This is a genomic window from Burkholderia sp. CCA53 (assembly GCF_001685525.1).
Taxonomy (GTDB): domain Bacteria; phylum Pseudomonadota; class Gammaproteobacteria; order Burkholderiales; family Burkholderiaceae; genus Burkholderia; species Burkholderia multivorans.
The window spans coordinates 2317322-2340739 of record NZ_BDDJ01000002.1; the positions used below are offsets into that span (position 1 = coordinate 2317322).

19 protein-coding genes are annotated in these 23418 nt (G+C 69.5%); 11 read left to right on the forward strand and 8 right to left on the reverse strand.

Going from position 1 to position 23418, the window contains the following annotated elements:
* Positions 1-34 precede the first annotated feature (34 nt).
* Positions 35-1285, reverse strand: coding sequence for an MFS transporter (locus BCR55_RS26460; protein WP_065496588.1), 1251 nt, complete (start codon positions 1283-1285; stop codon positions 35-37).
* A gap of 111 nt (positions 1286-1396) precedes the next feature.
* Positions 1397-1867, reverse strand: coding sequence for a MarR family winged helix-turn-helix transcriptional regulator (locus BCR55_RS26465; RefSeq protein ID WP_065496590.1), 471 nt, complete (start codon positions 1865-1867; stop codon positions 1397-1399).
* 144 nt (positions 1868-2011) lie between these two features.
* Here BCR55_RS26465 and BCR55_RS26470 point away from each other — a divergent pair, with 144 nt between their 5' ends.
* The gene (locus BCR55_RS26470) at positions 2012-2503 is read left to right on the forward strand and encodes a 2,4'-dihydroxyacetophenone dioxygenase family protein (RefSeq protein ID WP_065496592.1); all 492 of its coding nucleotides are present in this window, start codon (positions 2012-2014) and stop codon (positions 2501-2503) included.
* Positions 2504-2538: 35 nt separating this feature from the next.
* Here BCR55_RS26470 and BCR55_RS26475 read toward each other — a convergent pair whose 3' ends face one another.
* Entirely contained in the window at positions 2539-3510 is a 972-nt protein-coding gene (locus tag BCR55_RS26475; protein ID WP_065496782.1) for a GlxA family transcriptional regulator, read from the reverse strand.
* A gap of 154 nt (positions 3511-3664) precedes the next feature.
* Here BCR55_RS26475 and BCR55_RS26480 point away from each other — a divergent pair, with 154 nt between their 5' ends.
* Entirely contained in the window at positions 3665-4465 is an 801-nt protein-coding gene (locus BCR55_RS26480) for an SDR family oxidoreductase (protein WP_065496594.1), read from the forward strand.
* A 25-nt stretch (positions 4466-4490) separates the two neighbouring features.
* Here the strand turns inward: BCR55_RS26480 and BCR55_RS26485 are convergent, their stop codons facing one another.
* The 3 genes from BCR55_RS26485 to BCR55_RS26495 all read right to left on the reverse strand — a co-directional run bounded on the left by BCR55_RS26485 (position 4491) and on the right by BCR55_RS26495 (position 8430).
* Positions 4491-5846 (reverse strand): MFS transporter, encoded by a 1356-nt coding sequence (locus BCR55_RS26485; RefSeq protein ID WP_006403616.1) that lies wholly within the window; start codon positions 5844-5846, stop codon positions 4491-4493.
* Positions 5847-5946: 100 nt separating this feature from the next.
* Positions 5947-7296, reverse strand: coding sequence for an MFS transporter (locus tag BCR55_RS26490; RefSeq protein ID WP_065496595.1), 1350 nt, complete (start codon positions 7294-7296; stop codon positions 5947-5949).
* A gap of 174 nt (positions 7297-7470) precedes the next feature.
* Positions 7471-8430 carry an MBL fold metallo-hydrolase gene (locus BCR55_RS26495; protein ID WP_006403618.1) on the reverse strand — a complete coding sequence of 320 codons (960 nt, stop codon included), beginning with the start codon at positions 8428-8430 and terminating at the stop codon, positions 7471-7473.
* Positions 8431-8606: 176 nt separating this feature from the next.
* On the opposite strand from BCR55_RS26495, the gene BCR55_RS26500 reads away from it, so the two are divergent.
* Entirely contained in the window at positions 8607-10253 is a 1647-nt protein-coding gene (locus BCR55_RS26500; RefSeq protein WP_006403619.1) for an IclR family transcriptional regulator, read from the forward strand.
* 248 nt (positions 10254-10501) lie between these two features.
* Positions 10502-10645 carry a hypothetical protein gene (locus tag BCR55_RS33205; RefSeq protein ID WP_162097061.1) on the forward strand — a complete coding sequence of 48 codons (144 nt, stop codon included), beginning with the start codon at positions 10502-10504 and terminating at the stop codon, positions 10643-10645.
* Between the two features lie 72 nt (positions 10646-10717).
* Here the strand turns inward: BCR55_RS33205 and BCR55_RS26505 are convergent, their stop codons facing one another.
* Positions 10718-11200 (reverse strand): Lrp/AsnC family transcriptional regulator, encoded by a 483-nt coding sequence (locus BCR55_RS26505; protein ID WP_012217040.1) that lies wholly within the window; start codon positions 11198-11200, stop codon positions 10718-10720.
* Between the two features lie 279 nt (positions 11201-11479).
* Between BCR55_RS26505 and BCR55_RS26510 the strand changes: the two genes are divergently transcribed.
* From BCR55_RS26510 to BCR55_RS26520, 3 genes are all read left to right on the forward strand, one after another.
* Positions 11480-12109, forward strand: coding sequence for a LysE family translocator (locus BCR55_RS26510; protein ID WP_006403623.1), 630 nt, complete (start codon positions 11480-11482; stop codon positions 12107-12109).
* A gap of 71 nt (positions 12110-12180) precedes the next feature.
* Positions 12181-12612 carry a YqaA family protein gene (locus tag BCR55_RS26515; RefSeq protein WP_006409178.1) on the forward strand — a complete coding sequence of 144 codons (432 nt, stop codon included), beginning with the start codon at positions 12181-12183 and terminating at the stop codon, positions 12610-12612.
* Between the two features lie 151 nt (positions 12613-12763).
* A complete protein-coding gene (locus BCR55_RS26520; RefSeq protein WP_065496596.1) occupies positions 12764-14743 on the forward strand; it encodes a methyl-accepting chemotaxis protein in 1980 nt (659 codons plus the stop codon).
* 22 nt (positions 14744-14765) lie between these two features.
* Here the strand turns inward: BCR55_RS26520 and BCR55_RS26525 are convergent, their stop codons facing one another.
* Positions 14766-16418 (reverse strand): acyl-CoA synthetase, encoded by a 1653-nt coding sequence (locus BCR55_RS26525; protein WP_053298584.1) that lies wholly within the window; start codon positions 16416-16418, stop codon positions 14766-14768.
* Positions 16419-16593: 175 nt separating this feature from the next.
* On the opposite strand from BCR55_RS26525, the gene BCR55_RS26530 reads away from it, so the two are divergent.
* The 4 genes from BCR55_RS26530 (at position 16594) to BCR55_RS26545 (ending at position 23413) form a co-directional block, all read left to right on the forward strand.
* On the forward strand, positions 16594-17337 hold the full coding sequence (locus BCR55_RS26530; RefSeq protein WP_053298585.1) for a Crp/Fnr family transcriptional regulator: 744 nt from the start codon (positions 16594-16596) through the stop codon (positions 17335-17337).
* 146 nt (positions 17338-17483) lie between these two features.
* A complete protein-coding gene (locus tag BCR55_RS26535; RefSeq protein ID WP_065496598.1) occupies positions 17484-20651 on the forward strand; it encodes an efflux RND transporter permease subunit in 3168 nt (1055 codons plus the stop codon).
* A gap of 27 nt (positions 20652-20678) precedes the next feature.
* Positions 20679-21908: an efflux RND transporter periplasmic adaptor subunit gene (locus BCR55_RS26540; protein WP_006403628.1), complete on the forward strand. Its 1230-nt coding sequence runs from the start codon at positions 20679-20681 to the stop codon at positions 21906-21908.
* Positions 21905-23413 carry an efflux transporter outer membrane subunit gene (locus BCR55_RS26545; RefSeq protein ID WP_065496600.1) on the forward strand — a complete coding sequence of 503 codons (1509 nt, stop codon included), beginning with the start codon at positions 21905-21907 and terminating at the stop codon, positions 23411-23413. The genes BCR55_RS26540 and BCR55_RS26545 overlap by 4 nt, the downstream gene beginning before the upstream one ends.
* Positions 23414-23418: the final 5 nt, after the last annotated feature.

Genomic DNA, 23418 nt, shown 5'->3' on the forward strand with positions numbered 1-23418 from the left:
GCCGGCCGGCTCGACGTGCGCGGCCCGCGAACGGTCACGCGCGGTCGCCGCGCGCGGCGCCGCTGCGCCGCTGCGCGCGCAGTTGCATGAGGAAATAGAGTGCGACGCCTGCCGCCGCGAAGCCCGACGCCGCGCCGACGCCGAGCGCCCAGCGCGGGCCGAGGTGATTCGCGACCCAGCCGGCGACCGGCGCGCCGATCGGCGTGCCGCCGAACGCGACGGCCAGCCGCAGCGCCATCACGCGCCCGCGCATCGCGGGCTCGGTCGACAGTTGCATCAGCGCGTTCGTCGAGTTCGTGAAGGTCATCGCCGCGATCCCGGTCAACACGAGCGCCGCCGCGAACAGCCAGTAGCCGGGCGCGAGCGCCGCGAGCGTGCAGCCGACGCCGAACAGCGCGGCGCCCGCCCACAAGTGCCGGAACCGCGGCCGGTCGCGGCGCGCGGCCAGCAGCGCGCCGGAAATCGTGCCGACCGCCATCATCGACGACAGAATCCCGTACCCGCGCGCATCGACGTGAAACACGCCGGCCGCCATCGTCGAGATGAACAGCGGGAAATTGAGGCCGAACGTCCCGATCAGGAACAGCATCACGAGCGTCGCCTTCAGGTCCGCGCGCGCCCATACGTAGCGAAAGCCTTCGAGCAGGCTGCCGCGCGAATGCACGGCGCGCGCGCTCTCGCGCAGTTCGCCGGTACGCAGCAGCGATAGCGACGCAAGCACCGCGACGAAGCTGATCCCGTTCGTCAGGAACGCCCAGCCGGTGCCGACCCACGCGATGATGAAGCCCGCCGCGGCCGGCCCGATCATCCTCGCCGCGTTGAACGACGTCGAATTCAGCGCGACCGCGTTCGCGAGCTCGCGGTCGCCGACCAGTTCGGCGACGAAGGTCTGCCGCACCGGCGCATCGAAGGCCGACGTGCAGCCGAACAGGAACGCGAACAGATAGACGTGCCACAGCCGCACGACGCCCGTCACGGTCAGCACGCCGAGCGCCAGCGCGAGCGCGCCCATCAGCGCCTGCGTCGTCATCAGCAGCCGGCGCTGGTTGAAGCGGTCGGCCGCGTAGCCCGTCCACGGCAGCATCAGCAGTTGCGGTCCGAACTGCAGCGACATCACGATCCCGACCGCGGACGCATCGTGATGCGTCAGCTGCGTGAGCACGAGCCAGTCCTGTGCCGTGCGCTGAATCCACGTGCCGACGTTCGACACCAGCGCGCCGGCCGCCCATACGCGGTAGTTGAAACTGCGCAGCGACCGGAACACGCCCGTCGACGGCACGCTCATGACCGCTCCCGCCGCAGGCGGCGACGCGGCCTGCGGCGTCCCGTCGTCGATGTTTCCTGGTGCCCGATCCGTTCGTTCATCGTTGCCTCCCGCGGCACGCGCCGGCGCCGCTCATCGGCGCCCGGGCTCGCCGAACTCGGCGAGCCGCTGCAGCAGCCTCACGGCCGATGCGAGCTCGGCGCGTTCCTGCCCGGACAGCTGCGCCTGCAGCGCGCGCAACAGCCAGTCGTCCTTGGCTGCGCGGTTCGCCTGCAGCGTCCGGCGGAACGCCGGCGTCAGCGCAATCAGCGTCTGCCGGCCGTCGGCCGGATCGGGTGCGCCGCTGACCGCGCCGATCGCTTCGAGCGCGGCGACCGTCACGCGCATCGACTGCGGCCGCACGCTCTCCGCGCGCGCGAGCGCCGACACCGTCGCGGGGCCGTCGCGGTCGAGCCGCAGCAGCACCGATTTCTGCGACGAAGTCAGGTCGTTCGCGTGGGTCTGTTCCCGCATGCGCCGCATCAGCTTGCCGACCGAGATGCGGAGTTCGCCGGCGAGCGCGGCCGGATCGGGCGTGTCGGGAGGGAGGGCGCGCGGGTTCATTGGCGTACGCTAGCACACCGGCAGTGAAACTGTACAGTTTATCTGTATATATCCGCACGCCGCCGGCAGGCACGCGGCGATCCTCGGCCCGCGCATCGCGCTCTGCGATAATGCCGGCTCTTCGTTCCCATGCCGTCCCGCACCATGACGCAGCCTCGCGCCCCGCTCCCGACCGACCTTCCGCCGATCTCGTGCCTGCCCGACGACGCGCTGCCGTGGCTGCCGATGAGCGACACGCTGCCCGGCCTCGCGATCAAGTATCTGCATATCGATGCGGCGCAGGACACGTTGACGGCACTGCTGAAGATGCCGGCCGGCCGCACGCTGCCGCGCCACCGTCATGACGGCCAGGTGTTCGTCTATACGCTGCGCGGCGCATGGCGCTACCGCGAATACGACTGGGTCGCGCAGGCGGGCTCGACGGTGCTCGAGCCGGCCGGGTCCGTGCATACGCCCGAAACGCTCGGCGCGCCGGGCAGCGACGTGATCACGCTCAACGTGATGCGCGGCGATCTGGTGCTGCTCGACGACGACGGCCGCGAAACGGCGCGCGAGAATTGCCGCGTCGCGCTGCTGCGCCAGCGCCGGCATGCGCGCAGCGCGCCCGACGCCGCAGCGCCGTTCGTCACGAAATAGTCATGCGATAGTCGCGCGATGATCCGCGGCGCACGCTATGCGGCACCCTCTCCGTCCGCCGCCAGGCCGGCGCGCGCGTCGCGACGCACGGCCTGCGGCGGCAGGCCGAAGCTGCGCACGAATGCGTCGCGCAGATGCCGACGGTCGCGAAACCCGTTCTCCTTCGCGATCACGTCGAGCGAATGCCGGCTGCGCTCGATCATCAGCCGCGCGGCCTCGAGCCGCAGCCGCTCGATCGCCTTGGCCGGCGACTGGCCGGTTTCGAGCGTGAACACGCGGCTGAACTGACGCGGGCTCAGATGGACGGCGTCGGCCAGTTCCTCGACGGTCAACGCGCGCTTCAGGTTCTGCCGCGCATAGTTCAGCGCATTCTGGATGCGGTCCGATTTCGGCGCGAGCGTCAGCAGTTCGGAGTGTTGCGACTGGCCGCCCGCACGCCGCTGCTGCATCACGAGCTTGTGCGCGGTCGAGCGCGCGGCTTCCGCGCCGAGATCCTTTTCGACCATCGCGAGCGCGAGATCGAGCCCGGCCGTCATGCCGGCCGACGTCCACACCGGGCCGTCGACGATGAAGATGCGGTCGTCCTCGACGCGCACGTCCGGGAAGCGCTCGCGCAATGCGCGCCCGTACGCCCAGTGCGTCGTCGCGCGGCGCTGCGCGAGCAGCCCGGCCTCCGCGAGCACGAACGCGCCCGTACAGATGCCGGCAATCCGCCTCGCGCGCGCGTTCGGGCGGCGCAGAAACGCGACGATGCCGTCCGGCGGCGGCGACGCGAGCGGATCGTTGACGCCGGCGACGACCCACGTATCGATGCGCAGCCGATGGCTCAACGGCCGCGTCGCGATCGCGAGCCCGAGCGACGAGCGCACGTCGCCGCCATCGACCGAGTAGAGATCGACCGCATAGAACGGCTCGCCGATGCCGAGATTCGCGTACTCGAACACCGACTGCGCGGCGAGCGCCATGATCTGAAACCCGTCGCTGATCAGAAAGCCGATCCGGTGCATGCCCGTTGCTCCCGCGCCGTGCGCCGCGCGTCGCGTGCGCGGCGGACCGTCCGTCGGCGCGATGTCCTGAATCATACCCATCTACGTCATTTGTGTCGCACGCGTTCGGCGCCAGAATGCCTCCACCCCACCCTCACTCGAACGGAGCGACACCATGAGTCAAGTTCATCGCGGTACCGCCGTCGTCACCGGCGCATCGTCCGGCATCGGCGCGATCTATGCTGACCGGCTCGCGCGCCGCGGCTACGATCTGATCCTCGTCGCGCGCAACCGCACGCGGCTCGACGCGCTCGCGCAGCGGATCACGAGCGACACGCGACGCGGCGTAGAAGTGATCGAGGCCGACCTGAACGACCGCGCCGCGCTCACCGTCGTCGAAGCGAAGCTGAAGCAGGATGCGAGCATCACACTGCTCGTCAACAATGCGGGCATCGGCACGCATACGCCGCTGCTCGAGAGCGACGTCGACGCGATGACGCGGATGATCGACCTGAACGTCACCGCGCTCACGCGCCTCACGTACGCGGCAGTGCCGGGCTTCGTCGCGCGCGGGCATGGCGCGGTGATCAATATCGCGTCGATCGTCGCGCTGTCGCCGGAAACGCTGAACGGCGTGTACGGCGGCAGCAAGGCGTTCGTGCTCGCGTTCACGCAGTCGCTGCATCACGAACTCGCGGACAAGGGCGTGCAGGTGCAGGCCGTACTGCCCGGTGCGACCGCGACCGAGTTCTGGCAGACGGGCGGCCTGCCGATCGAACATCTGCCGAAGTCGATCGTGATGTCCGCGTCCGATATGGTCGATGCGGCGCTGGTCGGCTTCGAGCGGTGCGAGCTCGTGACGATTCCGTCGCTGCACGCAGGCGAGCAATGGGACGCTTACGACGCGGCGCGCCGTGCGATGGCGCCGCACCTGTCGTCCGACACACCGGCGCCGCGCTACGCCGCCGCGCGCTGACGCCGCCCGCCGCCGCGCATCGGCGTCAAACGGCCGCCGAGCCGCGCGCGTCCGCGCTGCCCTGCGGCGCGGCGCGCACACCGATCAGCATCGCCACGGCGCAGGCGGCGAGCAACGCGGCGATCATCAGCATCGCCGGATCCATGCTGCCCGTCTTCGTGCGGATCACACCGACGATCCACGGCGTGATCATCCCGCTCGACACGCCGATGCTGCTGATCAGCGCGATCGCGCCCGCCGCGCCGGCGCCCGAGAAGTACGCGGACGGCACGGCCCAGAACACCGGATGCGCGGCGAAGATCAGCATCGCGGCAATCGACAGCAGCGCCATCATCGCGACGAGGTTCGGCAGGTGCAGCGTCAGCAGCGCGAGCGCGACCGCGCCGCCGAGCGCGCAGGCGGCGAAATGCCGGCGCCGCTCGCGCCGCCGGTCCGAGCGTCGCGCGATCGCGATCAGGCCGGCCGCGCCGATCGCGTTCGGCACGATCGACAGCAGGCTGATCTGCACGACGTCGCGGATGCCGAATTCGCGAATCATCAGCGGCATCCAGAACAGCAGCATCAGCAGTGCGGTCGTCAGCGAGAAGTAGATGAACGCGAACAGATACGTGCGCGGCTCCGCGAGCACCTGTCGCAGCGAACGCGCGCCGCCGGCCGGCGCGGCCGCGCGGTCGGCGGCGAGATCGGCGGCGAGCCGCTGCCGGTCGTCGTCGGACAGCCAGCGCGCGTGCTCGGGCCGGTCGCACAGCCAGAACCACGCGATCACGCCGAGCACGACCGCGGGCGCGCCCTCGATCGCGAACATCCATTGCCAGCCGTGCAAGCCGAGCACACCCGACATCCCGCGCATGATCCAGCCCGACAACAGCCCGCCAATCATGCCGGCCACGGCGACGCCCGCATAGAACACGGACAGCACCGACGCGCGTCGCCGCGCCGGATACCAGTACGTCAGATAGAACACGACGCCGGGAAAGAAGCCGGCCTCGAACACGCCGAGCAGGAAACGCAACACATAGAAGTGCTTCGCGCTGTCGACCGCGATCATCGCGACCGATACGCTGCCCCACAGAAACATGATCCGCGCGAACGTGCGCCGCGCCCCGAAGCGGCGCAGCAGCGCGTTGCTCGGCACTTCGAACAGCACGTAGCCGACGAAGAACAGCACTGCGCCGAGGCTGTACATCGCATCGGTCAGCCCGAGATCCTCACGCATCTGCAACTGCGCGAAACCGATGTTGCTGCGATCGAGGATCGACACGATGTAGCAGACGAACAGGAACGGCACGATACGCGTGCCGATGCGGCGGTACAGCGCATCGTCGGCGGCAGCGCCGGGCGCGACGGTGCGCGCGGCGTCCGCTTGAAGGGGCGATGACATCGTGTGTCTCCTCGACGAACGGATGAACGGATGAACGGACAGACGGGCGCGAACGCGAAGCGCCGGCCGCGGCGGCCCGTCGAGCCGCGGCCGGCGGAGCTCACGCGCGCGGCGCCGGCTCGTCCTTGACGCCGAGCATCAGCGCGGCGCCGCTCAGCGCGAGCAGCGCGGCGAGCAGGTAGACGGCAAGATCCATGCTGCCCGTGCGCGTGCGGATCAGCCCGATCGCCCACGGGCTGACGATGCCGCTCGTGATCCCGATGCTGCTGATCAGCGCGATGCCGGCCGCGGCCGCGTTGCCGGACAGATAGCGCGTGGGCACCGCCCAGAAGATCGGCAGCGCGGCGAAGATCAGCGTCGCCGCGACCGACAGGCACGCGAGCATCGCAACGAAGCTGTGCAGATGCAGCGTCAGCGCGGCTAGCGCGAGGCCGCCGCCGATCGTGCAGACCGCGAAGTGCCGGCGCCGCTCGCCGGTACGATCGGAGCGGCGCGCAATCAGCACCAGCCCGACCGCGCCGACCGCATTCGGCACGACGGTGTACAGGCTCACCGCGACGACGTCGGTCACGCCGAAGTCGCGAATCATCAGCGGCATCCAGAAGTTCAGCGTCAGCGATGCGCAGGTCAGCGAGAAATAGATGAACGCGAACAGATACACGCGCGGATTCGCGAGCGCGGCCGCGACGCTGCGCGCGCTGTGCCCGTGCGATGCGGCGCCGTGCGTGTTGCCGTCCGCGCACAGCGCGGCGACGCGCGCCTTTTCCTCGGCACTGAGCCAGGCCGCGTCCTGCGGCCGATCGACGAGACAGGCGAACGCGACGAACGCGAGCAGGATCGCCGGTGCGCCCTCGATCGCGAACATCCACTGCCAGCCGTGCAGCCCGAGCACGCCGCTCATGTCGCGCATGATCCAGCCGGACACGAGGCCGCCGAGCACGCCGGCGACCGCGACGCCCGCGAAGAACACCGAGATCGCGGCCGCGCGGCGGTTCGCGGGAAACCAATAGGTCAGGTACAGCACGATGCCGGGAAAGAACCCGGCTTCGAACACCCCGAGCAGGAAGCGCAGCACGTAGAAATGCGACGGCTGCGACACGAACATCATGCCAGTCGACGCGAGGCCCCACAGCAGCATGATCCGCGTGAACGTGCGGCGCGCGCCGAAGCGCGCGAGCAGCATGTTGCTCGGCACCTCGCAGCAGACGTAGCCGATGTAGAACACGGCCGCGCCGAGGCCGTACATCGCATCGCTAAAGCCGAGGTCGTGCTTCATCTGCAGCTGCGCGAAGCCGATGTTGATGCGGTCGAGGAACGATACGACGTAGCAGAGGAACAGGAACGGCACGATCCGCGATGCGATCTTGCGGAACAGCTGCGCGTCGGCGGACGCGGAAGCCGGCGCGCTCGCGTGCGCGAGCGTCGCTTCGGCGGGAAGCGATCGGGACATTGTCTCTCTCCAAACTCTTCGAACGGACTGCGCGTTTCGCGGCAGCGCTCTCCCGAGGGCGTTCGTGCGCCCTGCTTTCTATGAGAGCGGGTCAGGCCGTGCGGACCGCCGCGCTGCGCGGCGGCCGGACGGCATCGCGGCAAGGCGGCGGCGCGGCGCGCCGCCGGAGGCGGCTCAGTCCTGCAGCGCGGCCCACATTTCCTTGTCGCGCTCCGCGGTCCAGATGCGCGGATGCGTGATGCCGCTCGCTTCGTCGAATGCGCGCGACACGTCGAACGGCAGGCAGTGCTCGTAGATGAACACGTGGCCGAACTTCGGATCCATCGCTTCGCGCGTGAGCGCCATCGCGGCCTTCAGATCGAGCTTGCGCTCGACCGCCTTGCGGCCCTGCGCGAGCAGCGTGGTCACGAAGTCCTTCGTGTAGTCGAGGCCGCGGTTCACTTCGGCCGGATTCAGCAGCGCGGGGCCGCGGCCCGGCACGAGCTTCTCGGCGCCGAGCGCGCGCAGCGCCTCGAGCGTGGCCGGCCACTGCTCGAGCTGCGCGTCGCCGCAGTAGCACGCGGCGTCGTATTCGACGAGGTCGCCCGAGAACAGCACCTTCTGCGACGGCAGCCAGACGATCGTGTCGCCCTTCGTATGGCCCGAGCCGACGTGCATGATCTTCACCTCGAGCTTGCCGAGGAACAGCGTGATCTCGCGCTCGAACACGAGCGTCGGCCAGGTCAGCCCCGGCACCGTTTCGACGCCCGCGAACAGGCGCGGAAAGCGCTCGATCTCCGACTTCATGTCGGCCTCGCCGCGCTCGACGATCATCTCGTACGTGCCGCGGCTCGCGATCACGTGCTGCGCGCCTTCCGCGAAGTACGCCGACGCGCCGAGCACGCGCACCGCGTGATAGTGCGACAGCACGACGTGCTTGATCGGCTTGTCGGTCACGCTGCGGATCTTCGCGATCAGATCCTGCGCCATCGCGGGCGTCGCGGTCGTATCGACGATCAGCACGCTGTCGTCGCCGATGATCACACCCGAGTTCGGGTCGCCTTCGGCGGTGTACGCGTACGCGTTCTCGGACAGCTGCGTCCAGGTGATCTTCTTCTCTTCGAGATCGGCTTGGGAGGCAAATGCTTTGGCCATGTTGCGTTCCGTGGCTGCGAGCCATGTGTTGAGGGGAATGGGCCGATCATCGTCTTGCAACGATTATTTGTCAATGACAAAGTCGCTTGCTATTGTCTAATACGGGTAAACCTGTGGACCGACGCTGCAAATGGCGTCGGATACCATGCGGGGTTTCGTTTACGGAAGATCAACGCGTGCAGAACCACGAAGTCAGCGCCGACGACGCGCCGAAGGCGCAGCGCGGCATCCAGAGCGTCGAGGTCGGCGGCCGGCTGCTCGATGCGCTCGCGCGCCGGCGCAAGCCGCTCGGCCTGTCGGAGCTCGCGGCCGCGGCCGATCTGTCCACTGCGCAGGCGCATACGTATCTGGTCAGTCTGACGCGGCTCGCGCTCGTGAAGCGCGACGCGATCACCGGCAACTACGAGCCGGGGCCGCTCTCGCTGCGGCTCGGGCTCATGTCGATCGAGCGTCAGCCCGCGTATCGCGCGACGCTGCCGCACGCGGCACGGCTCGCGGAAACGGTCGGGCTCAGCGTCGCGCTGTCGGTGCCGGGCGCGCTCGGCCCGACGATCGTGCGGATCGAGCACGGCGGCTATCCGCTGCATGTGAACCTGCATGTCGGGTCGGTAATGTCGCTCGACACGACGGCGACGGGCCGCGTATTCCGCGCGTTCGGCGATCCCGCGCAACTCGCGGCAATGGCCGCCAGCCAGGCCGGCGCCGGCGATGCGCTCGCCGGTTTCGAGCGCACGCCGCAGCCGGCGCCGGACGCCGGCGCGCGGCAGGCCGAACTCGACGCGATCCGTGCGCGCGGCATCGAGCGCAGTGTCGATTTGCCGAGCCCGGGCGTCAGCGCGATGTGCGTGCCCGTGTTCGACGCGGACGGACGCCTGCAGCTCGCGCTGACCGTCATCGGTTCGTCGGAATCGATCGACGTCGGCTGGGACGGCCCGATCGCGGCCGCGCTGCGCGACGCGGCGCGGCGGGCCACCGCGTCGCTGGGCGCCGCACCGGACATCGCGCCGCCGGCCGCGGCGGCGAGCGTCGCGCGCGTGCCGCCCGCGCTCGCCGACGATGCGAAGGCGCAGCGCGGGATCAACGCGCTCGACAGCACGGGCGAACTGCTGCTCGCGCTCGTGTCGGCAGGCCGCGCGCTGCCGCTGCGCGATCTCGCGGCCGCCGCCGCGATGCCGGCCGCGAAGGCATTCCCGCATCTGGTCAGCCTGCAGAAGATCGGCCTGCTGAGCCGCGACGAGGCCGGCTGCTTCGACGGCGGCCCGCTCGCGCAGGCGCTCGGCCTGATCGCGATGCAGCGCGTATCGCCGACGCGCGACGCGGAAGCCGAAATCGTCGCGCTCGCGGCGGCGACCGACCTGAGCGTCGCGTCCGCGACGCTCGGGCCGCTCGGCCCGACCGTGATCCGGCTCGAGGAATCGGCGCGGCCGCAGCATGTGAGCCTGCAGGTCGGCACCGTGATGTCGCTGGTCCATACGGCGATCGGCCGCAGCTTCGCGGCCGGCATGTCCGACGACGTGCTCGACGGCCTGCTCGCGAACGAGCCGGTACGGCTGGCCGGCCGCGCGACGCCGCCCGACGCGGCATTCCGCGAGCGGCTTGCGGCGATTCGCGCGGCCGGCGTCGACTTCGCGTTCGATGCGCCGGTGCCCGGCATCGCGACGGTCGCCGCGCCGGTATTCGATCACACGGGCAGCATCCGGCTCGTGATCGCGATCATCGGGTCGTCGCACGGCTTCCCGCGCGGGCCGGACAGCGCGCTCGCGCAGACGCTGCTGGCCGCGACGCGACGGCTGTCGTGGCGCTTCGGCTGGATCGGCGCGTAAGGCCGCGGCGCCGCGCTTCTCCTATCTCTTTCGATCGACGTACACCGCCGCGCGCAGGCAGCGCGGCCGCCGCGGCAGACCCCTGCGCCCGCATGGCACGGCGCCATCCGGGCGACGTCCGTTCATGTTGCGAAGCAGCAACACAAATCGTTAGAAATTCTCATATAACGAAATCGCATTTCACAAGGCGGTGAGTTTTCTCTATCATTAGGGTATCCCCTAACTCACCACCTCAATGAGGCTTCGTGATGCAAACGACTAACGTCTCCGACCGTTCCACCGAATCGACTGGCTGGCTGTCGCGTCTGGGCGCGCTGCTTGCCGAAGCTTGGGCCCTGCACCTCGAAAACTGCGAAGTCATCGCCCAAGCGCACGCGCGCCTGCCGCGCTGAGCGGCCACGGCCCGGCCGGCGGCCCGCTTGCCGGCCTTTTCGCGCTCGCCGCGCCGTCGCGCGCGGCTACGCTCAGACCTGGATCGACGGCACGTCCTTCATGCAGCGCAGCGCGAACATCGAGCGGCTGTGCCGGATGCTCGATATCCGGTAGAGCTTTTCGCGCAGGAACCGCTCGTAGCCGGCGGTGCCGTCCACCGCGACCTTGATCCAGTAGTCGTATTCGCCCGACACCAGATACGCCTCGAGCACCTCCGGCAGCGCCGCGAGCTCGGCGCCGAAGCGCGCGAGCGCGTCGTCCTCGTGCCGGTCGAGCGTGACCTCCAGAATCACGATGTCCGCGTAGCCGAGCATCCGCTGGTTCACGAGCGCGACATAACCGTCGATATAGCCGTCGAGTTCGAGTTGCCGCGTGCGATTCCAGCATGCGGTCGTCGACATGCCGATCTGTTCCGCGAGTTCCGCGTTCGACAGCCGCGCGTTCTTCTGCAGCGCGCTCAAGATCTTGCGGTCCTGACTGTCGAGCGTTTTCGGCGAGCGTTCGCGTGTAGCCATGATCAAAAGAATCTTCTACTGAAAATCCCGATTCTATCTGAACGACCTTCCGGTTTCGGTGTCGTTTTGCTGGAAAACAGGAAGCCTTTTAACCGGCGCGACTGATACATTTTCTCCATGCCTGTTGCCCGGCACGTTCCCCGCGACGACCCTTTCGCCCGGAACGCGCGGCCGCGATCACGAGTTGCGGCGCCGGTCACGCAGGCGTGCGAATGCCCGCCGCGCGCCCATCCATCCGATCGGTCGCGCGGCGCCCGTCCCGTTCCTGCGCTTCCTGTCATGTCGTTCCAGCTTTACCTGTCGTTCGTCGCTGCTTCCGTCGTTCTCGTCTACGCCCCCGGCCCCGTCAACCTGCTCACGATGAACCAGGCGCTGCGCGCGGGCTGGCGTCGCGCGCTGCCGTGCGTCTGGGGCGGCACGCTCGCCGTGCTGCTGCAACTGGCGCTCACCGCGCTGTGCCTGAACTCGCTCGTCCATCTCGACGAGCGCGCGCTCGCCGTGCTGCGCTGGGCCGGCGCCGCCTATCTCGTCTGGCTCGGCGCGAAGCAATGGCTGAGCCGCACGCCGGCAAACGCGTCCGCCGCCACCGAGCCCACCGCGGCCGACGCCGACCGCGCGCTGTTCTGGCGCGGCGTCGCGACGTCCGGACTCAATCCGAAGACGCTGCTGTTCTTCCCGTCGTTCTTTCCGCAATTCATCCACCCCGACGCCGGCTGGAGCCTCAACGCCCAGTACCTGCTGCTCGCGACGACGTTCGCGCTGCTGTTCGCGGGCGGCGTCGCGTCGATGGCGCTGTTCTCGCACCGGCTCAGCCGCACCTTGCAGCGGCCCGCGCGGATGCGTGCGATGAACCGCGTGACGGGCGGGCTGCTCGTCGGCATGGGCGCGATCATGGCTGGATGGAACTGAGCGCGCGATCGCGCGTCGCCGTTCGAAGACACGGTCCGCGCCGCCGGCAGCGCGCCCGGTACAATCGCGCGATGCCCGAACTGCTCACCTACGGCGGCCTGTTCGCCGTATCGATGCTCGCCGCGACGCTGTTCCCGCTGCAATCCGAAGCCGTCCTCGCCGGCCTGCTCCTCGCCGGGCGCGAACCCGTGTGGGCGCTGGTGCTTGTCGCGAGCGTCGGCAACGTCGCGGGCTCGACGATCAACTGGACGCTCGGCCGCGGCATCGAACGGTTCCGCGAGCGCCGCTGGTTTCCCGTCAAGGCATCGGCGCTCGCGCGCGCCGAGCGCTGGTATGCGCGCTACGGCCGCTGGTCGCTGCTGCTCAGCTGGGCGCCGGTGATCGGCGACCCGCTGACGATGATCGCCGGCGTACTGCGCGAGCCGCTGCCGAGCTTCCTCGCGATCGTGACGATCGCGAAGGTCGGGCGGTATCTCGCGATCGCGTGGCTCGTGCTGCACTGAGTGCAGCCGGCCGTCGCTGCGCCCGCCGATCCTCCTTGCATCCGCGCACGCGCGCGGCCCCCGCTAAAGAATCCGCCGAACTTGCCGTTGAAACGGCGACGAGCGGTGACGCGTGCGTTCCGCCCCTCTCCCTCCCCACTCAGGATGCCGTATGAGAACAATTCAATTGGGCCGGGTGAGCGTCGGCACTCGCCTTGCCACGCTGGCGTGCGTGCTGGTCGCGCTGCTGTTCACCGTTTTCGCATGGGCGCTCGCCCACTTCGCGGGCCGGCAGCTCGCCGAAGAAGCGCACGCGCGCATCGCCGACAAGGAGCAGTCGATCCGCGCGATGGTCGGGCTGTTCGACAATGCGCTGTCGGCCGAAGCGACGCGCGCGATGTCGCTATTCGAGAGCTTCCTTCCGCCCGATTTCGCACTCGATCCGACGCGCACCGTCGACATCGACGGCGTGGCCGCGCCGACCTTGTCCGCAGGCGGCCAGGTGCTCGACCTCGACTACACGATTCCGGATGCGTTCCTGAAGAAAAGCGGCGCGATCGCGACGATCTTCGCGCGCGACGGCGACGACTTCGTCCGCGTGACGACGTCGCTGAAGAAGCAGGACGGCACGCGCGCGATCGGCACGCGGCTCGACCGCGCTGGCCCCGCGTATGCGCCGCTCGTCGCCGGGCGCACCTACACGGGCCTCGCGAACCTGTTCGGCCGCCCGTACATCACGCAGTACAAGCCGGTGACCGACGCGACGGGCCGCGTGATCGGCGCGCTGTTCGTCGGCATCGACGTCGGCGCCGAGCTGCAGCTCGTCCGCGACGGCATCCGCGCGCTGAAGATCGGCAACAACGGCTACTACTTCGTGCTCGACGCCTCGCACGGCGCATCGCGCGGCACGTTCGTCGTTCACCCCGACGCGGCCGGCAAGCGCGCCGACGACGCCCGCGCGCCGTACACGCAGATGCTCGCGGCCGGCGAAGGCCGTCTCGCGTACACGTCGACCGATCCGGCCGCGCACGACGTGGGGCCGACCGACAAATTCGTGTCGTTTACGACGATTCCGCAGTGGCAGTGGCTCGTCGGCGGCGTCGCGCTCGACGACGAACTGCTCGCCGACATGCGCGCGACGCGCAACCGCTTCCTGCTGATCGGCGCGGTGCTCGTCGTCGCGTTCGCCGTGCTGTTCGCGTTCGTCGTGCGCCGCGTCGTGAGCCGGCCGCTCGATGCGGCGGCACGCGCGTCGGAGCGCTACGCGGCCGGCGATCTCAGCGTGCGGATCCGCGACGGCGCCGCGCGCGGCGCCATCGGCCACGACGAGATCGGCCGGCTCGTGCAGGCGGTCGACGGGATCGGCGACGGGCTCGCGCAGATCGTCGCGCAAGTGCGCAGCGGCTCGGCCGACATCGCGCGCGGCACGGTCGGCATCGCGGCCGGCAGCGGCGACATCGCCGCGCGAATCGCGACGCAGGCAAGCAGCGTCGAGCAGACGGCCGCCAGCATGGAGCAAATCACGGCGGCCGTGCAGCAGAACGCCGAGCACGCGGCGCAGGCGAACACGCTCGTCGCGGACGCCGCCGTCGCCGCGACGAGCGGCGACGAGGCCGTGCAGCGCGTCGTCGCGACGATGGACGAGATCGGCCGCACGACGCGCCGGATCGCCGAAATCACGAGCGCGATCGAAGGCATCGCGTTCCAGACCAACATCCTCGCGCTGAACGCCGCCGTCGAAGCGGCACGCGCGGGCGAGCACGGCAAGGGCTTTGCGGTCGTCGCGGCCGAGGTGCGTGCGCTCGCGCAGCGCAGCGCGGCGGCCGTCAAGGAAATCGACGCGCTGAGCGCCGAATCGTCGACGACCGTCGAACACGGCTATCGGATCGCGGAAGCCGCACGCGGCACGATGCGCGACATCGTCGCGCGCGTCGATCAGGTCCGCACGCTGATCGGCGAGATCAGCGCCGCGTCGCGCGAGCAATCGACCGGCATCGAGCAGGTCAACGTCGCGGTCGCGCAGATCGGCGAAGCGACGCAGCAGAATGCGACGCTGATCTCCGATGCGGAGCGCGCGGCCGTCGCGCTGCGCGACCAGGCCGCGCAGCTGTCCGATGCGGTCAGCGTGTTCCGCCTCGCGCAGGACGCGTGAGCAGCGCCGCGCGGCCGCGCGCCTATTTCTTGTCGCCGGCCAGATCGATCGCGCCGGCCGAACCGACCGCATGGCGCAGCTGAAACTTCTGGATCTTCCCGGTCGAGGTCTTCGGCAGTTCGCCGAACCGCACGGCCTTCGGCACCTTGAAGCCGGCGAGCAGCTGACGGCAGTGCGCGACGATCTCCTCCTCGGTCGCGCTCGCGCCGTCGCGCAGCTCGACGAATGCGCACGGCACCTCGCCCCACTTCGGGTCCGGCATCGCGACCACCGCCGCGACCGCGACGGCCGGATGCCGGTACAGCGCATCCTCGACCTCGATGCTGGAAATGTTCTCGCCGCCCGAGATAATGATGTCCTTGCGGCGATCCTTGATGCGGATATAGCCGTCCGGCGTCAGCACGCCGAGATCGCCGGTATGGAACCAGCCGCCGTGGAACGCTTCGTCGGTCGCCTTCTCGTTTTTCAGGTAGCCCTTCATGCAGATGTTGCCGCGGAACATGATTTCGCCGAGCGTCTCGCCGTCGGCCGGCACCGGCGCCATCGTGTCGGGATCGAGCACCGTCGCGCCCGCTTCGAGGTGATAGCGCACGCCCTGCCGCGCATTCAGCCGCGCACGCTCGTCGTCGGACAGCGCGTCCCAGTGCGCCTGCTTCGCGCACACGGTGGCCGGGCCGTACACCTCGGTGAGCCCGTACACGTGCAGCAGATCGAAGCCGATCTCCTTCATCTTCGCGATCACGGCCGGCGCGGGCGCCGCGCCGGCTACCATCGCGTGCACGGTATGGTCGATGCCCTCGCGCAGCTCGGCCGGCGCGTTGGCGATCGCGCTCTGCACGATCGGCGCGCCGCAGTAATGCGTGACTCGCTCGCGGCGAATCAGGTCGAACACCGTCTTCGCGTCGAACTTGCGCAGGCAGACGTTCACGCCCGCGCGCGCGGCGACCGCCCACGGAAAGCACCAGCCGTTGCAGTGGAACATCGGCAGCGTCCACAGATACACCGCGTGCTTCGGCATGTCCCATTCGAGGATGTTGCTGATCGCCGCGAGATACGCGCCGCGGTGGTGATAGACGACGCCCTTCGGATCGCCCGTCGTGCCCGACGTGTAATTCAGCGCGATCGCTTCCCACTCGTCGGCGGGCGGCGTCCATGCGTAGTCGGGATCGCCGGCGGCGACGAACGCTTCGTAGTCGACCGCGCCCGCGAAGCGCGCGGGGTCGGCCGGCATCGCGTCGGCGACGCTGACGATCTTCAGCCCCGGCAGTTCGAGCGCGGCGCGCTGCGCGATGTCCGCATATTCGGTATCGACGATCAGCACCTTCGCTTCGCCGTGACGCAGCATGAACAGCACCGACGCGGCGTCGAGCCGCGTGTTGATCGTATTGAGCACCGCGCCCGCCATCGGCACGCCGAAGTGCGCTTCGACCATCGCGGGAATGTTCGGCAGCAGCGCGGCGACCGTCTCGCCGCGCCCGACGCCCGCCGCCGCAAGCGCGCTCGCGAGGCGCCGCGCGCGGGCATAGGTTTCGGCCCAGGTGCGCCGCACGTCGCCGTGCACGATCGCGACGCGATCGCCATAGACTTCGGCCGAGCGCACCAGAAAATCGATCGGCGTCAGCGGTACGTAGTTCGCCTCGCGGCGGCCGAGCCCGGCCTCGAACATCTGCGTCATGATCCTGTCTCCCGTGTCGATCCGAACGGCCTGCCAACGGCCTGCCCCCCGGATCGTTTTGATGTGGTTCAATTGCCGACAGCCTAACGGGCGCTATTGTGAGCCGTCTGTCATCGAAACGACAGAGTGCCGACCAGGCGCCTCGCGTTATCCCTATCCTCGCAAACCCGCATTCATGCACGACGCATCCGACGCCTGCCTCCGCACCGCGGACCTCCCCGCGGAAACGGGCCCGCTGCCGCCGCTGTCGGCGCTGTTCGGCGCCTGCGCATGGTTTCGTGCGCTGGCGCCGGCCGATCAGGCGCGCGTGCTCGCGCAGTCGCGCGCCGAGCGTCACGACGCGGGCAGCGTGATCGCGCAGCGGCTCGCGCCGTCCGAATACTGGATCGGCGTACACCGCGGGCTGCTGAAGCTTGCGATCTTCAACGCGTCGGGGCGCGGCTGCACGTTTTCCGGCGTGCCGTCCGGCGGCTGGTTCGGCGAAGGCAGCGTGATCAAGCGCGAGCCGCGCAAGTACGAAGTCGTCGCGATCCAGCGCTCGACCGTGCTGTTCGTGCCGGCCGACACGTTCCACGCGCTGCTCGACAGCAGCCTGCCGTTTACGCGCTTCGTGATTCATCAGCTGAACAACCGGATGGGCGAGTTCATCGCGTCGATCCAGAACAGCCGGCTGCTCGACGTCGACGCGCGCGTCGCGCAAGCGCTCGCGCAGCTGTTCAACCCCGATCTGTATCCCGACACCGGCCGCTCGCTCGCGATCTCGCAAGAGGAGCTCGGGATGCTCGTCGGCGTGTCGCGGCAGCGGATCAACCAGGCGCTGCAGCAGCTCGAACGACGCGGCGTGCTGCGGCTCGCGTACAACCAGATCGACGTCGTCGATCCGGCCGCGCTCGCGCGTGTCGGGCTCGAACAGATCTGACCGTGCAAGCGATCGACGCCGGCCGGTGCACCGCGCGCGAAACTGACGGCTGCGCCAGTTTCGCGCCAGCAAACCGTCGCGCGTGCGCCCCTATCATTCGGGTTCCCGTCATCGCCGCCTGACCGCCGCCTGCCCGCCTCCCCTCCATGTGGATCGTCAATCTCGCGCTCAGGCGCCCGTACACGTTCATCGTGATGGCCATCATGATCGTGCTGGCCACGCCGCTTGCGCTGATGCGCACGCCCGTCGACGTGCTGCCGTCGATCAACATTCCGGTGGTCAGCGTGATCTGGTCGTACAACGGCTTCTCCGCGAAGGAGATGAGCGACCGCATCACGTCCGTGCACGAACGCTCGCTGACGACGACCGTCAACAACATCCAGCACATCGAGTCGACGTCGCTGCCGGGCATCGCGGTCGTCAAGGTGTTCCTGCAGCCCGGCGCCAACGTGCAGACCGCGATCGCGCAGACGGTCGCGTCGGCGCAGGCGATCGTCCGGCAAATGCCGCAGGGCGCGACGCCGCCGCTCGTGATCACGTATTCCGCGTCGAGCATTCCGGTGATCCAGCTCGGGCTGTCGAGCAAGACGCTCAGCGAGCAGTCGCTCGGCGACATCGCGCTGAATTTCCTGCGCCCGCAGCTGATCACGATTCCGGGCGCGCAGATTCCGTTTCCGTACGGCGGCCGCACGCGCGTCGTCGCGATCGACATCGATCCGCAGGCGCTGCGCGCGAAGGGCCTGACGCCGGCCGACGTCGTCAACGCCGTGAACGCCCAGAACCTGACGCTGCCGACCGGCACCGCGAAGATGGGCCCGACCGAATACCGGATCGACACGAACGCGTCGGCCGACACGATCGCCGACATCACGCACCTGCCGATCCAGACCGTGAACGGCGCGACGACCTATCTCGGCGAAGTCGCGTCGGTGCGCGACGGGTTCTCGCCGCAGACCAACGTCGTCCGGCAGAACGGCCAGCGCGGCGTGCTGGTATCGATCCAGAAGAGCGGCGACGCCTCGACGCTGAAAGTCGTTTCCGACCTGAAGGCGCTGCTGCCGCGCGTCGAGCCGACGCTGCCCGAAGGGCTGACGATCACGCCGCTGTTCGACCAGTCGGTGTTCGTGAACGCCGCCGTGCAGGGCGTGATCCACGAGGCGCTGATCGCGGCCGTGCTGACCGCGATGATGATCCTGCTGTTTCTCGGCAACTGGCGCAGCACGCTGATCATCGCGATCTCGATTCCGCTGTCGATCTTCACGTCGCTGATCGTGCTGTCCGCGCTCGGCGAGACGATCAACATCATGACGCTCGGCGGGCTTGCGCTCGCGGTCGGGATTCTCGTCGACGATGCGACGGTGACGATCGAGAACATCGAGCGCCATCTGCATCTCGGCACCGATCTGCACGACGCGATCCTCGAAGGCGCGGGCGAGATCGCGGTGCCCGCGTTCGTGTCGACGCTCTGCATCTGCATCGTGTTCGTGCCGATGTTCTTCCTGACGGGCGTCGCGCGCTACCTGTTCGTGCCGCTCGCCGAGGCCGTCGTGTTCGCGATGCTCGCGTCTTACGTGCTGTCGCGCACGCTCGTGCCGACGCTCGCGATGCTGCTGTTCCGGCCGCAGCAGGCGAGCGTCGGCACCGAGCGCGCGACGGGCCGCTTCGCGCGGCTGCATCGCGCGTTCAACGCGGCGTTCGAGCGCCTGCGCGCGTGGTACATCGTGCTGCTCAGCATGCTGCTGGTGCGCCGGCGCTTCTACGCGACCTGCTTTCTCGGCTTCTGCCTGCTGTCGACGGGCCTCGTGTTCGTGCTCGGCCGCGATTTCTTCCCGAATGCGGATTCCGGCAACATCCGCCTGCATATACGCGCCCCGACCGGCTACCGGATCGAGGAGACCGCGCGCCTCGCGGATCGCGTCGAGCGTGCCGTGCGCGACATCGTGCCGCCCGACGAGCTCGGCGCGATCGTCGACAACCTCGGGCTGCCGGTGAGCGGCATCAATCTGTCGTACAGCAACGCCGGCACGATCGGCTCGCTCGACGGCGAGATCCTGATCGCGCTGAAGCCCGGCCACCGCTCGACGCAGGAGTACGTGCGCGCGCTGCGCGCGGCGCTGCCGGCGCGCTTTCCGGGCGTCGAATTCTTCTTCCAGCCGTCGGACATCATCACGCAGATCCTGAACTTCGGTCAGCCGGCCGCGATCGACGTGCAGGTGCTCGGCAACGATCTCGCGAGTAACATGACCATCGCGAGCCGCCTGATGAAAGAGGTCAGGCGCATTCCCGGCGCCGTCGACGTGCACGTGCTGCAGCGCAATGACGAGCCGACCCTGCTGGCCGACATGGATCGTACGCGCATGCAGCAGCTGAACCTGTCCGCGCAGAACGTCGCGCAGAACATGCTGATCTCGCTGTCCGGCAGTTCGCAGACCACGCCGTCGTTCTGGATCAATCCGAGAACGGGCGTGCAGTACCCGCTGTCGATCCAGACCCCGCAATACGACATCGCGTCGGTCGACGACCTGCTCGGCACGCCGGTCGCCGCGAACGGCCGTACGGGCACGCCTGCGCAACTGCTCGGCAACCTCGTGCGGATGCGCGCGGAAGCTCGGCCGGCCATCGTCACGCACTACAACATCCGTCCGGCGATCGATCTGTACGTGAGCGTCGAAGGCCGCGATCTCGGTTCGGTCGCGAGCGACATCGCGCGCATCGTGTCGGACACGCGCGCCACGCTGCCGCGCGGCACCGACCTGACGATGCGCGGCCAGATCGAGACGATGCGCAGCTCGTATCTCGGGCTCGGCGCCGGCGTCGCGATGGCGATCGTGCTCGTCTATCTGCTGATCGTCGTCAATTTCCAGTCGTGGCTCGACCCGCTCATCATCGTCAGCGCGATGCCGGCCGCGCTCGCGGGCATCGCGTGGATGCTGTTCATCACCGGCACGCACCTGAGCGTGCCTGCGCTGACGGGCGCGATCATGACGGTCGGCGTCGCCACGGCCAACAGCATTCTGGTCGTGTCGTTCGCGCGGCAGCGGCTCGCGGCCGGCGCACCGCCGCTGGCGGCCGCGCTCGAGGCCGGCGCCACGCGGATCCGCCCCGTGCTCATGACCGCGCTCGCCATGATCATCGGAATGGTGCCGATGGCGCTCGGGCTCGGCGAAGGCGCGGAACAGAACGCGCCGCTCGGCCGCGCGGTGATCGGCGGACTGCTGTTCGCGACCGTATCGACGCTGCTGTTCGTGCCGCTCGTGTTCGGCGGCGTGCATGCGCGGCTCGCGCGCCGGCGCGAACGCCGCACGGCACCCTAACCTCTCGCATCCTGACCGGTTGAATTCATGGAAGAGAAACATCACAGCAGCGTCGGCATCCAGGTGGACGACCACGGGATGCACCTGCCGTCCCGCACGGCCGTGTCGCGACGCGCGCGGATCGTGCTGATCGTGATCGGCGTGCTGCTCGCCGCGGGCGCCGCGCGCACGATCGTCGTCAACGTGCTGAACCGCGGCCGGCTCGACGCCGTCGCCGAGCAGAACACGCGGCAATACGTGACCGTCGTCCATCCTGTCGATGCGGCAAGCGGCGGCCGCCTGACGCTGCCCGGCACGCTGCGCGGCTACGTCGAGGCGCCGATCTACGCGCGCGCGAGCGGCTACGTGCTGCGCTGGCACGCCGACATCGGCACGCACGTGAAGCAAGGGCAGCTGCTCGCCGAACTCGATACGCCGGAGCTCGATCAGGAACTCGCGCAGGCCGGCGCGCAACGGCGGCAGGCACAGGCGGCGCTCGCGCTCGCAAAGACGTCGTTCGAGCGCGCGCAGCAGTTGCGCGAACGCGATGCGGTGTCGCAGCAGGAACTCGACGACCGTCAGGGCGCGTTCAATCAAGGCACCGCGAATCTCGCGGCGGCCGACGCGAACGTGCGCCGGCTCACCGAGCTGAAGGGCTTCCAGCGCATCGTCGCGCCGATCGACGGCGTCGTCACGCAGCGCAACGTCGACGTCGGCGATCTCGTCAGCTCCGGCAACGCCGGGCGCGCGCTGTTTACGGTCGTGCAGGCCGACCGGCTGCGCCTGTACGTGCAGGTGCCGCAGGCGTACGCGCAGCAGGTGAAGGTCGGCCAGCACGTGAGCGTGTCGCAGGCCGAGCTGCCTGGGCGCACGTTCGACGGCACGATCACGCGCACCGCGCAGGCGATCGACGTCGCGACGCGCTCGCTGCAGGTCGAGATCACGCTGCCGAACTTGGACGAGCGGCTGCTGCCGGGCGCCTACGTGCAGGCCACGCTGCCGATGACGCCGGTCGGCCGCCTGCAGATTCCGGCCAGCACGCTGCTGTTCCGCGCGGAAGGACCGACGGTCGCGAGCGTCGACGCGAACGGCCGCGTGCATCTGAAGCCCGTGACGGTCGTGCGCACGATCGGCCAGACGCTCGAAGTCGACGGCGCGCTCACGCCGGACGACCGCCTCGTCGCGAACCCGGGCGACGCGCTCGCGAACGGCGATACGGTCGTCGTGTCGACGCCGACCGCGCAACCGGCGTCGGCCGCCGCAGGAGCCGGATCGTGATCGCGACCGGCCCGCGCCGTGCCGTCGCCGCCTGCGCGATCGCGGCGGCAGCCGCCCTCGCCGGCTGCACGGTCGGCCCCGACTACCGGCGGCCCGCGGTCGACACGCCGGCCGCGTGGCACGTCGATCCGGCCGACGCGTACTGGCATCCGGCCGCGCCGGCGCGCGCGCCGCTCGACGCGACGTGGTGGACCGCATTCGGCGATCCGCAGCTCGACGCGCTCGAAGCCGAGGCGCAGCGCAACAACCAGAACCTGAAGGCCGTCGCCGCGCGCTACGACCAGGCGAAGGCCACGCTCGCGTCGGTCGCGTCCGCGCAATATCCGGCCGTCTCGCTGAACGCGAGCGGCCAGCGCTTTCGCATCTCGGCCGATAGGCCGCAGACGAACTACGCGACGCAGAACGTATCGACGGTGCAGAACGACATCCAGATCGGCGCGAGCGTCAGCTACGAGCTCGACCTGTTCGGCCGCGTGCGGCGCACGGTCGAGGCCGCCGAGGCGAATACCGACCAGGCGCGCGACGATTTCGCGAACGCGCGCGTCGTGCTGAGCGCCGATCTCGCGTCGAGCTATTTCGCGCTGCGCGAGCTCGACGCGGAGATCGACGTCGTGCAGCGCTCGATCGCGCTGCAGCAGAAGGCGCTCGACTATGTGAGCGCGCGCCACGATCTCGGTGCGGTGTCGGGCCTCGACCTGCTGCAGCAGCGCGCGCAGCTCGACGCGACGCGCACGCAGGCGCAGTTGCTGGTACGGCAGCGCGCGCAGGTCGAAACCGCGATCGCGACGCTCGTCGGCACACCGGCGCCTGCGTTCTCGCTGCCGCCGCGCGTGGTGCCGATCAATGCGCCCGCGCTGCCGACCGGCATCCCGAGCGATCTGCTGGAGCGGCGCCCGGACGTCGCGTCGGCCGAGCGCGCGATGGCCGCCGCCAACGCGCAGATCGGCATCGCGCGCGCCGCGTACTTTCCGCGCATCGCGCTGTCGCCCGACATCGGCTGGGACGCGACGCGCTTCTCCGGTCTGTTCACGGTGCCGGCGCTGCTGTGGTCGATCGGCGCGTCGGCGAGCGAATCGCTGTTCGCGGGCGGCAAGCTGAGGGCCGGCGTCGATTTCGCGCAGGCCGGCTACGTCGCCGCGCAGGCCAACTATCGGCAGACGGTGCTCACCGCGTTCGAGGAGGTGCAAAATGCGGTGACCGGACTGTCGGTGCTGGCCGACGCGGCGCAGCAGGCGTCCGCCGCCGTCGACGACGCGCGCCGGCTCGTGTCGCTCGCGCAGGACCGCTACGCGGGCGGGCTCGCGCCCTTCATCGACGTGCTGACGGCCGAACAGCAGTTGCTGACGAGCGAGCGGCAAGCCGTGCAGATCCAGGGGCAGCGCGCGGCGCTCGTGGTCTTTCTCGCGAAGGCGCTCGGCGGCGGCTGGAACGGCGCGGCCGCTACCTCCTCCGACATGGCGGCCGCGGACGCCGCCGGCACGCGCCCGTCAGCGGTCACGCGATAACGGAT

Bases quoted from the DNA above. Each gene is read 5' to 3' on its own strand.
- BCR55_RS26460 (WP_065496588.1), bottom strand. From the start codon at position 1,285: ATGAGCGTGCCGTCGACGGGCGTGTTCCGGTCGCTGCGCAGTTTCAAC.
- BCR55_RS26465 (WP_065496590.1), bottom strand. From the start codon at position 1,867: ATGAACCCGCGCGCCCTCCCTCCCGACACGCCCGATCCGGCCGCGCTC.
- BCR55_RS26470 (WP_065496592.1), top strand. From the start codon at position 2,012: ATGACGCAGCCTCGCGCCCCGCTCCCGACCGACCTTCCGCCGATCTCG.
- BCR55_RS26475 (WP_065496782.1), bottom strand. From the start codon at position 3,510: ATGCACCGGATCGGCTTTCTGATCAGCGACGGGTTTCAGATCATGGCG.
- BCR55_RS26480 (WP_065496594.1), top strand. From the start codon at position 3,665: ATGAGTCAAGTTCATCGCGGTACCGCCGTCGTCACCGGCGCATCGTCC.
- BCR55_RS26485 (WP_006403616.1), bottom strand. From the start codon at position 5,846: ATGTCATCGCCCCTTCAAGCGGACGCCGCGCGCACCGTCGCGCCCGGC.
- BCR55_RS26490 (WP_065496595.1), bottom strand. From the start codon at position 7,296: ATGTCCCGATCGCTTCCCGCCGAAGCGACGCTCGCGCACGCGAGCGCG.
- BCR55_RS26495 (WP_006403618.1), bottom strand. From the start codon at position 8,430: ATGGCCAAAGCATTTGCCTCCCAAGCCGATCTCGAAGAGAAGAAGATC.
- BCR55_RS33205 (WP_162097061.1), top strand. From the start codon at position 10,502: ATGCAAACGACTAACGTCTCCGACCGTTCCACCGAATCGACTGGCTGG.
- BCR55_RS26505 (WP_012217040.1), bottom strand. From the start codon at position 11,200: ATGGCTACACGCGAACGCTCGCCGAAAACGCTCGACAGTCAGGACCGC.
- BCR55_RS26510 (WP_006403623.1), top strand. From the start codon at position 11,480: ATGTCGTTCCAGCTTTACCTGTCGTTCGTCGCTGCTTCCGTCGTTCTC.
- BCR55_RS26515 (WP_006409178.1), top strand. From the start codon at position 12,181: ATGCCCGAACTGCTCACCTACGGCGGCCTGTTCGCCGTATCGATGCTC.
- BCR55_RS26520 (WP_065496596.1), top strand. From the start codon at position 12,764: ATGAGAACAATTCAATTGGGCCGGGTGAGCGTCGGCACTCGCCTTGCC.
- BCR55_RS26525 (WP_053298584.1), bottom strand. From the start codon at position 16,418: ATGACGCAGATGTTCGAGGCCGGGCTCGGCCGCCGCGAGGCGAACTAC.
- BCR55_RS26530 (WP_053298585.1), top strand. From the start codon at position 16,594: ATGCACGACGCATCCGACGCCTGCCTCCGCACCGCGGACCTCCCCGCG.
- BCR55_RS26535 (WP_065496598.1), top strand. From the start codon at position 17,484: ATGTGGATCGTCAATCTCGCGCTCAGGCGCCCGTACACGTTCATCGTG.
- BCR55_RS26540 (WP_006403628.1), top strand. From the start codon at position 20,679: ATGGAAGAGAAACATCACAGCAGCGTCGGCATCCAGGTGGACGACCAC.